The 13,106-nt window shown below is 53.9% G+C and carries 13 protein-coding genes; 11 read left to right on the top strand and 2 right to left on the bottom strand.

The window, feature by feature from the left end; translation table 11 throughout:
* The first annotated feature begins 6 nt into the window (after positions 1 to 6).
* From hcr to D6C13_RS03345, 5 genes are all read left to right on the top strand, one after another.
* Positions 7 to 1,020 carry an NADH oxidoreductase gene (gene hcr / locus D6C13_RS03365; RefSeq protein ID WP_120131424.1) on the top strand — a complete coding sequence of 338 codons (1,014 nt, stop codon included), beginning with the start codon at positions 7 to 9 and terminating at the stop codon, positions 1,018 to 1,020.
* A 180-nt stretch (positions 1,021 to 1,200) separates the two neighbouring features.
* The gene (gene poxB, locus D6C13_RS03360) at positions 1,201 to 2,922 is read left to right on the top strand and encodes a ubiquinone-dependent pyruvate dehydrogenase (protein ID WP_120131423.1); all 1,722 of its coding nucleotides are present in this window, start codon (positions 1,201 to 1,203) and stop codon (positions 2,920 to 2,922) included.
* Positions 2,923 to 3,011: 89 nt separating this feature from the next.
* Positions 3,012 to 4,025 carry a low-specificity L-threonine aldolase gene (ltaE, locus tag D6C13_RS03355; protein ID WP_120131422.1) on the top strand — a complete coding sequence of 338 codons (1,014 nt, stop codon included), beginning with the start codon at positions 3,012 to 3,014 and terminating at the stop codon, positions 4,023 to 4,025.
* An 83-nt stretch (positions 4,026 to 4,108) separates the two neighbouring features.
* Positions 4,109 to 5,563 carry a DUF2867 domain-containing protein gene (locus tag D6C13_RS03350; RefSeq protein WP_120131421.1) on the top strand — a complete coding sequence of 485 codons (1,455 nt, stop codon included), beginning with the start codon at positions 4,109 to 4,111 and terminating at the stop codon, positions 5,561 to 5,563.
* A 155-nt stretch (positions 5,564 to 5,718) separates the two neighbouring features.
* Positions 5,719 to 6,753: an NAD-dependent epimerase/dehydratase family protein gene (locus D6C13_RS03345; protein ID WP_120131420.1), complete on the top strand. Its 1,035-nt coding sequence runs from the start codon at positions 5,719 to 5,721 to the stop codon at positions 6,751 to 6,753.
* 22 nt (positions 6,754 to 6,775) lie between these two features.
* Here the strand turns inward: D6C13_RS03345 and D6C13_RS03340 are convergent, their stop codons facing one another.
* Both D6C13_RS03340 and D6C13_RS03335 read right to left on the bottom strand, forming a co-directional pair.
* Positions 6,776 to 7,624, bottom strand: coding sequence for an N-acetylmuramoyl-L-alanine amidase (locus tag D6C13_RS03340; protein ID WP_120131419.1), 849 nt, complete (start codon positions 7,622 to 7,624; stop codon positions 6,776 to 6,778).
* Complete coding sequence (locus tag D6C13_RS03335; protein ID WP_112287284.1) at positions 7,621 to 7,947, bottom strand: heavy metal-binding domain-containing protein; 327 nt, start codon at positions 7,945 to 7,947, stop codon at positions 7,621 to 7,623. Before D6C13_RS03335 ends, D6C13_RS03340 begins: the two co-directional genes overlap by 4 nt.
* Positions 7,948 to 8,136: 189 nt before the next feature.
* Between D6C13_RS03335 and D6C13_RS03330 the strand changes: the two genes are divergently transcribed.
* The 6 genes from D6C13_RS03330 (at position 8,137) to D6C13_RS03305 (ending at position 12,791) form a co-directional block, all read left to right on the top strand.
* Positions 8,137 to 8,718: a lipoprotein gene (locus D6C13_RS03330; protein ID WP_120131418.1), complete on the top strand. Its 582-nt coding sequence runs from the start codon at positions 8,137 to 8,139 to the stop codon at positions 8,716 to 8,718.
* Positions 8,719 to 8,927: 209 nt separating this feature from the next.
* Positions 8,928 to 9,656, top strand: a complete 729-nt coding sequence (artP, locus tag D6C13_RS03325; protein WP_120131464.1) for an arginine ABC transporter ATP-binding protein ArtP — start codon at positions 8,928 to 8,930, stop codon at positions 9,654 to 9,656.
* Positions 9,657 to 9,702: 46 nt separating this feature from the next.
* Complete coding sequence (gene artJ, locus D6C13_RS03320) at positions 9,703 to 10,434, top strand: arginine ABC transporter substrate-binding protein (RefSeq protein WP_120131417.1); 732 nt, start codon at positions 9,703 to 9,705, stop codon at positions 10,432 to 10,434.
* 12 nt (positions 10,435 to 10,446) lie between these two features.
* On the top strand, positions 10,447 to 11,163 hold the full coding sequence (gene artQ, locus D6C13_RS03315) for an arginine ABC transporter permease ArtQ (protein WP_120131416.1): 717 nt from the start codon (positions 10,447 to 10,449) through the stop codon (positions 11,161 to 11,163).
* A complete protein-coding gene (artM, locus tag D6C13_RS03310; protein WP_101075962.1) occupies positions 11,163 to 11,831 on the top strand; it encodes an arginine ABC transporter permease ArtM in 669 nt (222 codons plus the stop codon). The genes artQ and artM overlap by 1 nt, the downstream gene beginning before the upstream one ends.
* Before the next feature lie 225 nt (positions 11,832 to 12,056).
* Positions 12,057 to 12,791: an arginine ABC transporter substrate-binding protein gene (locus D6C13_RS03305; protein WP_120131415.1), complete on the top strand. Its 735-nt coding sequence runs from the start codon at positions 12,057 to 12,059 to the stop codon at positions 12,789 to 12,791.
* Positions 12,792 to 13,106: the final 315 nt, after the last annotated feature.

Below are 13,106 nucleotides of genomic sequence, written 5' to 3'. Positions count from 1 at the left end.
GCTGAAATGAATTTTCCTTTATTTCCCGATCAGCCGACCACGCTTTGCCAGAACCGCATGCAGGTGTATTCCGTCACGCAGGAAACACCTGATGTCCGCACGCTGTCACTGATTAATCACGACTTCTATCCGTATCGTCCCGGCCAGTTTGCGCTGGTCAATATCGGCCAGAGCGGTGACATTCAGCGCGCTTATACGCTGTCTTCCACGCCGGGTCAGAGCCGTTTTATCCAGCTGACGGTGCGCCGTATCGAAGGGGGCGAAGGCTCGCAATGGCTGACGGAGCAGGTAAAACCTGGTGATTATCTGTGGCTGAGCGACGCGCAGGGCGAATTTACCTGCGAAAGCGCGCAGCCGTTATTATTGCTGGCCGCGGGCTGTGGCGTAACACCGGTGATGTCCATCACCCGCGATATTCTGGCGAATCATCCTGCGCAAAGCGTGCAGGTGTTTTACAGCGTGCGCAGCCCGCAGGACATCATTTTTGCCGATGAATGGCAGCAACTGGCGGCGCGATATCCGCAACTGAATCTGACCCTTCTTGCTGAAAATGATGCACAACCGGTGCATATCGCCGGTCGTCTGAGTCAGGATTTACTGCAAAGCAGGGTGCCGGATATTTGGGCCCGACGCGTGATGATTTGCGGCCCTGCGCCGTACATGCATCTGGCGGGCGACTGGGCGAAAGAGCTGGGCGTGACAGCGGCTGACATCATTAAAGAGCAGTTCCAGGCCACGCCTTCAGAAGTTTCTGCCGGGCAGCACCTGACACTGACCCGCCTGACGCCGTTGCAGAATTACCGCGTACCGGTCGGTGCTACTTTGCTGGCCGCCATGGAACAGCACAAGTTACCGGTGGCGGCGGCCTGCCGTGCAGGTGTGTGCGGCAGTTGCAAAACCCGCGTTATTTCGGGTGATTACCAGACCACCAGCCGCATGACGCTCACCGATGAGGAAGTCGCTCAAGGTTATGTACTGGCCTGTAGCTGTCAGCTTCAGGGCGACGTCACCCTCGCCTGACCCCCGCGTTAACGCCCTGCCCGCACATGACTTTTTACAGTCTGCACGGGCAGCTTTACAAATCTTCACTCCCCTCCTTCGCGTATTTTTGTATGGTCTAAGGCTGAACATTCAAGGATGTAATCAGTGGACTATGCTTAACGCAGTTATTTTTTCAGCATCTACCGGAGGGATTCAATAATGAAACAAAGTGTAGCGTCATACTTGGCGAAAACCCTTGAAGCCGCAGGCGTTAAAAGGATCTGGGGCGTCACCGGCGATTCCCTGAACGGGCTAAGCGACAGCCTAAACCGCATGGGCACCATCGAATGGCTGGGCACGCGCCATGAAGAAGTGGCGGCCTTTGCCGCCGGTGCCGAAGCACAAATCACCGGCGAACTGGCGGTATGCGCCGGTTCCTGCGGGCCCGGCAACCTGCATCTGATCAACGGCCTGTTCGATTGTCATCGCAATCACGTTCCGGTTGTTGCCATTGCCGCGCATATTCCGTCGAGCGAAATCGGCAGCGGCTATTTTCAGGAAACCCATCCGACCGAATTATTCCGCGAATGCAGCCACTACTGTGAGATGATCAGTAACCCTGAGCAACTTCCGCAGGTGCTGGCCATCGCCATGCGCAAAGCCATTCTCAACCGTGGCGTGTCGGTAATTGTGTTGCCGGGTGATGTGGCACTCAAGCCTGCGCCGGAAGACGCCAAAGTCAGCTGGTATCCGCCGGTGTTGCCTAAAGTGACGCCACAGCCAACCGAACTGCAAAAACTGGCAGAACTGCTGAACGGTTCAACCAACATTACGATGATGTGTGGTAGCGGTTGTGCGGGTGCGCACGACGAAGTGATTAAGCTGGCTGAAACGCTGAAAGCTCCGGTCGTCCATGCGCTGCGTGGCAAAGAACATATCGAATGGGATAATCCGTACAGCGTCGGGATGACCGGGCTTATTGGTTTTTCTTCCGGTTATCACGCTATGCTCAATGCCGATACGCTGATCCTGCTCGGCACGCAATTCCCGTATCGCGCGTTTTATCCGACCGATGCCAAAATCATTCAGATTGATATTAATCCGGGCAGCATCGGCGCGCATTGTCACGTGGATATGGCGCTGGTCGGCGATATCAACTCTACCCTGACCGCCCTTCTGCCGCAGTTGCAGGTGAAAACCGAGCGCAAGTTCCTCGATAAAGCGCTCAGGCATTACGAAGAAGCGCGTAAAGATCTTGACGGGCTGGCGACGCCCAACGACAAACAGGCCATTCATCCGCAATATCTGGCGCAACAGATCAGCCGCTTTGCTGCTGCCGATGCTATTTTTACCTGCGATGTCGGTACGCCGACCGTGTGGGCCTGTCGTTATCTGCAAATGAACGGTCAGCGGCGTTTGCTCGGTTCCTTCAACCACGGCTCGATGGCGAATGCCATGCCACAGGCGATTGGCGCGCAGGCCATCGACCGTTCGCGCCAGGTGGTGGCGCTGTGCGGCGACGGCGGTTTCGCCATGCTGATGGGCGATTTCCTGACGCTGGCGCAGCAAAAACTGCCGGTGAAAATCATCATTTTCAACAACAGTGTGCTGGGGTTTGTGGCGATGGAAATGAAATCCGGCGGTTATCTGACCGACGGCACCGAGCTGAAAAATCCGGATTTTGCCGCCATTGCTGAAGCCGCAGGTATCAAAGGGATCCGCGTGGAAAAGGCGTCTGATATCGACACCGCCTTGCAGGACGCTTTCGCCTACGAAGGGCCGGTGCTGATTGACGTGATCACCGCCACCGAAGAACTGGCGATGCCGCCGCAGATCAAATTCGAGCAGGCAAAAGGCTTCAGTCTCTACATGCTGCGCGCGGTGATCAGCGGCCGCGGCGACGAAGTGGTCGATCTGGCAAAAACCAACTGGCTGCGATAACCCCGACAAGGCTATAGTGGTGAATCAGGCGGGCGATTGGCTCGCCTGATCTGCATCTCAAAATAATCCCACAGAAGAGGAAGCCTACGTTGATCGATTTACGCAGTGATACCGTAACCCGCCCCAGTGAAGCTATGCGTCAGGCCATGGCCCGCGCTGAAGTCGGCGATGATGTCTACGGCGATGACCCAACGGTAAATGCCTTGCAGGATATGGCGGCAAAAATGTGTGGCAAAGAAGCGGCACTGTTTTTACCGACCGGCACGCAGGCTAATCTGGTCGCACTGCTGACACATTGTCAGCGTGGGGAAGAATATATCGTCGGCCAGAAAGCCCACAACTATATGTATGAAGCGGGCGGCGCTGCGGTACTTGGCAGCATTCAGCCACAACCTTTGGACATGGATGCCGACGGCTCTATCCCGCTGGATAAAGTGGCGGCAGCCATCAAACCCGATGATATCCATTTCGCCCGCACCCGCCTGCTGAGCCTGGAAAACACCCACAGCGGCAAAGTGCTTCCGCTGGATTATCTGCAAAAGGCCTACGCTTTCACCCGCGAGAAAGGACTGGCGCTGCATATCGACGGCGCACGCATCATGAATGCGGTCGTGGCGCAGAACGTTGAACTGCGTGAGATTACACAGTATTGCGACACGCTGACCATTTGTCTGTCGAAAGGTCTGGGTGCGCCAATTGGTTCCCTGCTGGTCGGCAGCAAAGAGTACATTCAGCGTGCGAACCGCTGGCGTAAAATGACCGGCGGCGGTATGCGCCAGTCAGGTATTCTGGCGGCGGCGGCAATTTATGCCCTGGAAAATAACGTGGCGCGTCTGAAAGATGACCACGACAATGCGCAGTGGCTGGCAGAAGAACTGAGCAAAATCGGGGTGGAAATCGCGGAGCCCGGCGCACAGACCAACGTGCTGTATATCAAACAGAGCGCGGAACTGGCGGCTAAAATGGGCCCGTGGATGCGCGAGCGCGGTGTGATCATCAGTGCAGGAGCCGTGACCCGCGTGCTGACGCACATCAACATCAGCCGCGAAGATCTGCAGAAAGTTGTCACGCTGTGGCAGGAATTCCTGCACCAGCACGCCTGATAGCCAGACCTGCTCACGGCGATAGTCTGCACAATATCGCCGTGCTTTCTACATCCCCCTCTCTACTGACTGAGCAAATGGAAATGCCAATCTCGACACAAACCGGCCGGGTCGTCATTCTCGGTGCCAGCGGATATATCGGGCAACATCTCACCGCCCACCTGAGCCGTAACGGTTTCCAGGTGACGGCAGCTGCGCGCCGTATAGAGTGGCTGCAACAGCAAAAATGGCCGCATGTCCGTTGCTGCTTTGCCGATGTCTATCAGAGTAAAACCCTGGCCGCTGCCTTTGAAAACGCTGACGTGCTGGTGTATCTGGTTCATGCCATGACCGAAGATGACGACCTGCTGGAAAAAGAGCGGCAGGCCGCGCAACACACCCTTCTCGCGCTCAAAGACTCCCCGATAAAGCACATCATTTATCTCGGTTCGATGCAGCCGGAAGATAATCACTCTCCACATTTACAGGCCAGAAAACTGACCGGCGATTTGCTGCGCATGAGTAACATTCCGGTGACCGAACTGCGCACTGGCATTGTCATTGGCGCAGGATCAGCTGCTTTCGAAGTGATGCGGGACATGGTGTATAATCTGCCGGTGCTGACACCGCCACGCTGGGTGCGCTCGAAATCCTCACCGGTCGCGCTGGAAAATCTGCTCAATTATTTACAGGGGCTGGTGACGTTACCGGCCACAGAGAACCGTATCCTGGAAGCTGCCGGACCGGAGTACATCAGCTATCAGACCCTGTTTGAACGCTTCGTCGCTATGAGCGGAAAGCGCCGCTGGCTGATCCCCATTCCCCTGCCGACTTCTTTTGTTTCGGTGTATTTCCTCAGTCTGATCACTTCGGTACCGACGTCGCTGGCCAAGGCACTGATTCAGGGACTGAATCATGACCTTCCCGCCGACAGCGCGGAGCTGCAAAGATTAATTCCGCAGGACCTGATTTCAATTGATGACGCGATACGCAGCACGCTTGCAAAAGAACAACAACAGGTGATGGATTCGCCGGACTGGGGATACGACCCGGATGCCCGTGCGCGCTGGCGTCCCGGCTATGGTTATTACCCGAAGCAAGCCGGTTTCACGCTGGAAACCTCGGCAACCAAAGCCTCGCTGTGGAAAGTCGTGCAGCAACTTGGCGGTCAGGAAGGCTATTTTTATGCCAACGGATTATGGAAAACCCGTGCGCGCATTGACGATTTACTCGGCGGCGGCGTGACATATGGCCGTCCGGATCGGGACTTCCTGAAAATCGGCGATAAAATTGATGGCTGGAAGGTTATCGGCCTGAAACCTCAGCGCGAACTGGCGCTGCTGTTTGGCATGAAAGCGCCAGGTTTAGGGCGTCTGACCTTCACTATCACCGATAACGGTGAAAGCCGTAGTCTGGATGTGCGCGCGTGGTGGCATCCGGCAGGATTCAGCGGTTTGCTGTACTGGTTCAGTATGATGCCCGCTCATCAGTTTATTTTTCGTGGCATGGCAAAGCGTATCGCCAGTCTGGCCCGTCAGAAAGACCGTTGCGGACGCTAAGAGGGTTAATTAATCCGCTTTCGCACGCAGCTTGCACCCATTCTCATTGCAACCTGCACAATTTCACGAAAGAATGGCACCCTTATTGCTCAGGGGTGCCAGACCTCGGACGCTGAAAACATTTTTTCTCTATTTATGAAGGCATTGGCCTGTATATGAAGGTTTTGGTTACCGGCGCGAGCAGCGGTTTAGGTCGTAACGCCGTCGAGTTTCTGCGAAATAAAGGTATTAAAGTCAGAGCGACAGGCCGTAATGCCGCTATGGGCTCACTTTTGCAGAAAATGGGCGCAGAATTTATACATGCCGATCTCACCACGCTTATCTCCTCGCAGGCAAAAGCTCTGCTGGCCGATATCGATACTGTCTGGCACTGTTCGGGGCTGATGTCGCCGTGGGGCAGTGAACAGGAATTCGAACTGGCGAATGTGCGCGCGACGCGACGCCTGGGTGAGTGGTCTGCTGCATATGGCGTAGAAAACTTTGTCCATATTTCCTCACCGGCCATCTATTTCGATTTTCATCATCATCGGGATATTCAGGAAGACTTCCGTCCGCACCGTTTTGCCAACTCTTTTGCACGCAGCAAAGCCGCCGGTGAGCAGGTGATCCACACGCTGGCGCTGTCAAATCCACAAACCCATTTCACCATTTTGCGACCGCAGGGTATTTTCGGCCCGCACGATAACGTGCTGTTGCCGCGCCTGCTGCAAATGCTGAAATATGGCGGCACGCTGATGCTGCCGCGTGGCGGTGATGCGCTGGTGGACATGACGTACGTCGAAAACGCCGTCCATGCGATGTGGCTGGCAACGCAGTCGCAGGCGACAGAATCTGGCCGCGCGTTCAATATCACTAATCAGCAACCGCGCCCGCTGCGCACGCTGGTCAAACAGCTGATGGAAAATCTGGATATCAAATATCGCATCCGTTCGGTGCCCTATCCTTTGCTGGATATGATGGCGCGGGGCATGGAGCGCATTAGCAAAAGCTCACATAAAGAACCCGTGCTGACGCATTACAGCGTGGCAAAACTGAATTTTGACCTGACGCTGGATACCCAACGCGCGCAGAAAGAACTCGGCTATGTGCCGGTAATTTCGCTTGATCAGGGGATTATCCGCACTGCCGACTGGCTGCGCGATCACGGTAAACTTCAGGGGCTGCACGGCATCGGTCCGAAACGCGACTGACCGCCATGGTCAGTCGCTGATTTCAGTCGTTTTTGTCGGGGAACTGTTGCAACAGCGCCCGGACAATCGCTTCAGTCTGGGCATCTGCGTTCCCGCGATAATCACTCTGCCGGAAATGCATCTGGAACGCCGCAATCACCCGCTTTTGTTGTTGCGCCGTCATATTATCGTCCACTGAATATCCGTACGCTTTCAGCAACGCCAATAGCTGCGCCTGCTCAACCGGCTCCTGCGGATTGCGACCTGCCAGATACTGTTTCACTAAATTCGCATCCGGCCAGGCACCCACGCCGCGCTCCGCCATTTCCTGCCACGGAAATAACGGCCCCGGATCGTCCTTGCGCTGCGGCGCAATATCGCTGTGCCCCACGACATTACGTGGCTCAATCTGATAACGCTCCACAATCTCTTTGCTCAGATTTGCCAGTAAATCAATTTGCGCAGGCGGGAACGGATAGAACTTTTTGCCCAGTAAATAATGGCTGTAGCCTTTGTTTTCCAGCTCAATCCCTACCGACGTATCGTTGAGATTGTTGCGGCCGCGCCAGCCGCTGGCGCCCGCATGCCACGCCCGCATGCTTTCCGGTACCAGTTGCCACGCCACCGGTTTACCGTTTTCAAGTGGCGGTATCGCCGGGATCAGGTAATGCGCGCTGACGTGTTCATCAGTTAGCGTATTTAATGCGTTGTGGAAATCTTCAGCGGTGTAGTGAATGACCAGAAAACGGATCCGCTGATCCGCCCCCTGGGCCTGTCGCGTAGTTTCTAAGCGGAAAGCCGGGTCTGTGGCCGGATGGCTGGCGCCCTGACATCCCGCCAGCAGTAATAATGCGGCGGTTAACAATCCTTGTCTGACCGGCTTGCCGATCATTTGCGATGCACAATGACAGCCGTGCCGGAGACGCTCACCATCAGCATGCTGCTGTCTTTGCCCACAGTTTCATAATCGATATCGATGCCTACAACGGCATTCGCGCCGCGCTCTTTCGCCTGTTCTTCCAGTTCACGGAAGGCAATTTCGCGCGCTTTACGCAGCTCTTTTTCATACGCGCCTGAACGCCCGCCAACGATATCGCGGACACCGGCAAAGAAATCGCGAAAAATGTTCGCGCCTAAAATCGCTTCGCCTGTCACCACGCCACAGTATTCAGCGATAGTGAAACCTTCGAGGGTCGGAGTGGTTGAAACTTGCATGAGTATTCCTTATCAGTTGTCGTCCGGAGCCTGGCATTAATTTCATTTACAGCATAAACCATGCGTGCGGGATCAAGGTATCAGCCGGTGACTGATTTTCTCTTTGCCATGCATTAAGCCAAATCGGTTTTATACTGTATGGTAAAGAAAGTCATGGTGAAAATGTTCAATCTTTCAGTAAGGAATACGATGAAAAAGAAAACTCTTGTCGCCGCAATCCCGTTGGTATTCATGTTAAATGCCTGCACCACGGTCGAACCTGCATACAAGGACATTGGCAGCCGTACCGCGCCCTGTGTCGACGGCGGCCCGGACAGCGTGGCTCAGCAATTCTATGATTTTCGCATCAAACAAGGTGGCAGTGGTTTACCGAACTCCAGCCAGCTGGCAGCTTACCGCCCTTACCTGAGTACCGCGCTGTATAATGCCCTGCTCAAAGCGCAGACCCAGCCGAAAGTCGATATCGCGGCCACACCGAATGAAAAATCCGGTACTGGCGCAGGCGATGGCGATCTTTTCTCCAGTCAGTTTGATGCCCCAACGTCCGCTTCCGTGGACAGCGCCTCGACCATTCCGAACACTGACGCCCGCAATATTCCTCTGCGCGTGACGTTCACCCATGAGAAAGACAAAAGCGCGTCCACCAGCTGGAAAGATGAAGTGTTGATGGTTCGCGAAGGCAAATGCTGGACCGTCGATGACGTCCGCTACATGGCCAATCTCGATTTCGCTTCCAGCGGCACATTACGCCAGGTTTTAGAAAACCAGTAACCTGCTCAGTTTTAAAAAAACCTCGTAAAAAATGTTGGTCAGTGATGAATAACGTCATTGACCAACACTCCCGTCACAGATAGTTAACAATATGTTGTGCTAGACTTTAGCCTTCCTGCGGCAACACATAATTTTTAAGCCGCGATCGTTGCATAACTATGCTGTGGAAGTTACCATCTGCGGCATCAATGGCTATTCACTATTTGCGCATGAGTATTCAACTAAACAGCATCAACTGCTTCTACGGCGTGCATCAGGCGCTTTTTGACATTCAGCTTAACTGCCCCGCCGGTGAGACTCTGGTTTTACTCGGGCCAAGTGGTGCAGGTAAAAGCTCCCTTTTACGCGTTCTGAACCTGCTGGAAATGCCGCGTTCAGGCACTTTGCAAATCGCCGGTAACACCTTCGATTTCACCCGCAAACCGGACGAAAAAGCCGTTCGCGAACTGCGTCAGAATGTCGGAATGGTCTTCCAGCAATATAATCTGTGGCCACACCGCACCGTGCTCGACAACTTACTGGAAGCCCCGATACGTGTTCTGGGTCTGACTAAAGATGTCGCGATGCAACGTGCCCAGAAATTGCTGACCCGTCTGCGTCTGACCGATTATGCCGATCGTTTTCCGCTGCACCTTTCCGGTGGCCAGCAACAGCGTGTGGCGATTGCCCGTGCGCTGATGATGGAGCCTCAGGTTCTGCTGTTTGATGAACCGACGGCGGCGTTGGATCCGGAAATTACCGCGCAGATCGTCAGCATTATCCGCGAACTGGCCGGCACCGGGATTACCCAGGTTATCGTGACCCATGAGGTTGAAGTGGCGCGTAAAACCGCCAGCCGCGTGGTGTACATGGAAAATGGCCGCATCGTTGAACAAGGTGATGCCTCTATTTTTGCCCAGCCGCAAACCAAAGAGTTTGCCAGCTATCTTTCCCATTAACTGTATTTTCCCAATACATTGATTGATGTTTTCTACGGAGTTAGCGATGAAAAAATTAGTAATTGCCGCGGTTCTGGCTACCGTCAGTTTGTCAGCCAGCGCTGCTGATACCATCCGTTTTGCGATGGAAGCGTCTTATCCTCCGTTTGAGTTTGTAGACTCCAGCAATCAGATCCAGGGCTTTGACGTCGACCTGGCTAATGCCATGTGTAAAGAGATGCAGGCGACCTGTACCTTCACGAACCAGGCATTCGACAGCCTGATCCCGAGCCTGAAATTCCGTCGTTTTGACGCGGTCATTTCCGGTATGGACATCACGCCTGAACGTGAAAAACAAGTGTCCTTCACTAACGCTTACTACGACAACTCCGCTCTCTTCATCGCGCATTCTGGTCAGTTCGCTGACGTTGCGGCGCTGAAAGGCAAACGTGTCGGTATGCAAAACGGTACCACTCATCAGAAATACCTGATGGATAAGCATCCTGAAATCACTGCCGTACCTTACGACAGCTATCAGAATGCCGTGCTGGATCTGAAAAATGGTCGTCTTGACGCCGTATTCGGTGACACCGCTGTAGTGAACGAATGGCTGAAGCAGAACAAAAACCTGGCAGCCGTGGGTGACAAAATCACCGACCCGACATACTTCGGTACCGGTCTGGGTGTTGCAGTTCGTCAGAACAATACTGAATTGCTGACTAAACTGAATGATGCTCTGGCAAAAGTGAAAGCAGACGGCACCTACAAAACGCTGTATTCAAAATGGTTCCAGCAATAAGTTTGCCTATCAATGACTGAATTCCAACCTTTAGCAAGCGCCGCCGGGATGACCGTCGGCCTTGCCGTTTGTGCGCTGATCCTCGGCCTGGTGCTGGCGATGATCTTCGCTGTCTGGGAATCCGCGCCGTGGAAGCCGCTTAGCTGGCTGGGCACCGCGTGGGTCACTGTGCTGCGCGGTCTGCCGGAAATTCTGGTGGTGCTGTTCATCTATTTCGGTTCTTCTCAGCTGCTGATGGTGCTGGCCGACGGTTTTAGTCTCAACCTTGGTTTGTTTGCCATTCCGATAAAACTGCCGATTGAGAACTTCGAAGTCAGCCCGTTTGTCTGTGGCGTGATCGCCCTTTCCCTGCTGTATTCGGCTTACGCCTCGCAGACGCTGCGCGGCGCACTCAAAGCCGTGCCGCAAGGGCAGTGGGAATCTGGTCAGGTGTTGGGCATGAAAAAATCGGCGATTTTCTTTCGCCTGATCATGCCGCAAATGTGGCGTCATGCATTGCCGGGGCTGAGCAATCAGTGGCTGGTGCTGCTCAAAGACACCGCGCTGGTGTCGCTTATCAGCGTGAACGACCTGATGCTGCAAACCAAAAGCATTGCGACCCGTACTCAGGAGCCGTTTACCTGGTATGTGATTGCCGCCTGCATTTATCTGCTTGTCACCCTGTTCAGCCAGTTCGTGATTAAACGCATCGAACTGCGTACCACCCGCTTTGAACGGAGTGCTTCCTGATGTGGGAATATTTACCTGAAGTTCTCAAGGGATTGCACACCAGCCTGACGCTGACCGTGGCGGCGCTGATTGTGGCGCTGCTGCTGGCGATGATTTTCACCGTCATTCTGACGCTGAAAGTGCCGGTCGCCAGCCATATTGTGAAAGGTTACATCACGCTGTTTACCGGCACGCCGTTGCTGGTGCAAATCTTCCTGATTTACTACGGCCCGGGTCAGTTTCCGTCGATTCGTGAAATTCCGTGGTTATGGGAAGTGCTGTCGCAGCCGTGGCTGTGCGCGATGTTTGCGCTGGCACTGAACAGCGCGGCGTATACCACGCAGCTGTTTACCGGTGCGGTGCGCGCGATTCCTTCCGGTCAGTGGCAATCCTGTGAAGCGCTGGGCATGTCTAAACCGCAGACCCTGCGCATCCTGCTGCCCTATGCCTTTAAACGTGCGCTGTCGTCGTATTCCAACGAAGTGGTGCTGGTGTTTAAAAGTACCTCTCTGGCTTACACCATCACACTGATGGATGTCATGGGCCACAGCCAGCTGATGTATGGCCGCACGTATGACGTGATGGTCTTCGGCGCAGCCGGTCTGGTGTATCTGTGTGTGAACGGATTACTGACCCTGATGATGCGTCTGATTGAACGCCGTGCGCTGGCATTTGAACGCCGCAACTGACTGAAAAGAAAATATCAGAAGGGACGAGAAATCGTCCCTTTTTTTATGCCTGAGAAAACACGATCATGCCAATTAATAAATTTTTAATCAAATTTATTGCATACAAATTCATTTGATGGCAATTTAATTGCAGGTCTCACTTCCTGCCAGTTACCCGATTACATGAATAAAATCAGTAAACTGTACCGTGAAGGGAATGTCATTTTTTAAACAGGAATGTATTGCATGAAAAAGCTGATCCTCGCCGCACTCTTATCTGCCACTGCTTTCGCTGCCACCGCTGCGGATACTCTCCGTTTCGGCACATCCGCCACTTATCCACCGTTTGAATCGATCGGCGCGGATAACCAGATTATTGGTTTTGATATCGACCTGGCGAACGCGCTGTGCAAGCAAATGCAGGAAACCTGCACCTTTACTAATCAGCCTTTTGACGGTCTGATCCCGGCCCTGAAATTCCGTCGTTTTGATGTGATTATTTCCGGCATGGACATCACCGAAGAGCGCAGCAAGCAGGTCACTTTTACCCAGCCTTACTACGCCAATACCGCGATGATCATCGGGCCGAAAGGCAAGTTCGCTTCCATCGCTGACCTGAAAGGTAAACGTGTCGGGCTGGAAAACGGCACCACTCATCAGAAATACCTGATGGAAAAGCATCCGGAAATCACCACCGTCGGTTACGACAGCTATCAGAATGCGATATTGGACCTGAAAAGTGGTCGTCTGGACGGGCTGCTTGGGGATACCGCGGTGCTGAACGGCTGGCTGAAATCCAATCCTAATCTCGGTGAAGTGGGCGAACTGATTAAAGATCCGCAATACTTTGGTTCCGGCGTAGGCATGGCGGTGCGTCCTGATAATAAGGCACTCCTGACCAGGCTGAACACGGCACTTGAAGGCATCAAAGCCAACGGCGAGTTCCAGAAGATAAATGACAAGTGGTTCCCGGCACACTGATTCCCCTTTTTCCTTCGAGCTGACTCTGCGTTGGCCGCGTTACTCGGCCCATCCATGGGCCTCGCTCCTAAAGGAGCCGCTGCAAGCAGCGTTCCAATCTGCTCCCGGCAGATTGGTCACTCACCCCGGTCACATACTGATGTATGTGACCGGGGGTTCACTCAGTTGCCGCCTGGATTCAACCCGAAAGATTCTGGGGAACGGACTAAAAAGGCGACTGTTCTGCGTAACATCTCTCAAAAATGTAATAAGCCTAAACTTATTACATCAAAAAAGTGATATTCGTCACACTACATTCATGTGATGACTTCTACA

This window comes from Rahnella woolbedingensis (genome assembly GCF_003602095.1).
GTDB lineage: Bacteria > Pseudomonadota > Gammaproteobacteria > Enterobacterales > Enterobacteriaceae > Rahnella > Rahnella woolbedingensis.
Note: the sequence above shows the minus strand (reverse complement) of the source record. Positions and strands in the feature narration are given on the sequence as shown.

Bases quoted from the DNA above. Each gene is read 5' to 3' on its own strand.
- D6C13_RS03340 (WP_120131419.1), bottom strand. From the start codon at position 7,624: ATGATCGGCAAGCCGGTCAGACAAGGATTGTTAACCGCCGCATTATTA.
- poxB (WP_120131423.1), top strand. From the start codon at position 1,201: ATGAAACAAAGTGTAGCGTCATACTTGGCGAAAACCCTTGAAGCCGCA.
- hcr (WP_120131424.1), top strand. From the start codon at position 7: ATGAATTTTCCTTTATTTCCCGATCAGCCGACCACGCTTTGCCAGAAC.
- D6C13_RS03335 (WP_112287284.1), bottom strand. From the start codon at position 7,947: ATGCAAGTTTCAACCACTCCGACCCTCGAAGGTTTCACTATCGCTGAA.
- D6C13_RS03350 (WP_120131421.1), top strand. From the start codon at position 4,109: ATGCCAATCTCGACACAAACCGGCCGGGTCGTCATTCTCGGTGCCAGC.
- artM (WP_101075962.1), top strand. From the start codon at position 11,163: ATGTGGGAATATTTACCTGAAGTTCTCAAGGGATTGCACACCAGCCTG.
- D6C13_RS03330 (WP_120131418.1), top strand. From the start codon at position 8,137: ATGAAAAAGAAAACTCTTGTCGCCGCAATCCCGTTGGTATTCATGTTA.
- artQ (WP_120131416.1), top strand. From the start codon at position 10,447: ATGACTGAATTCCAACCTTTAGCAAGCGCCGCCGGGATGACCGTCGGC.
- artJ (WP_120131417.1), top strand. From the start codon at position 9,703: ATGAAAAAATTAGTAATTGCCGCGGTTCTGGCTACCGTCAGTTTGTCA.
- D6C13_RS03305 (WP_120131415.1), top strand. From the start codon at position 12,057: ATGAAAAAGCTGATCCTCGCCGCACTCTTATCTGCCACTGCTTTCGCT.
- D6C13_RS03345 (WP_120131420.1), top strand. From the start codon at position 5,719: ATGAAGGTTTTGGTTACCGGCGCGAGCAGCGGTTTAGGTCGTAACGCC.
- artP (WP_120131464.1), top strand. From the start codon at position 8,928: ATGAGTATTCAACTAAACAGCATCAACTGCTTCTACGGCGTGCATCAG.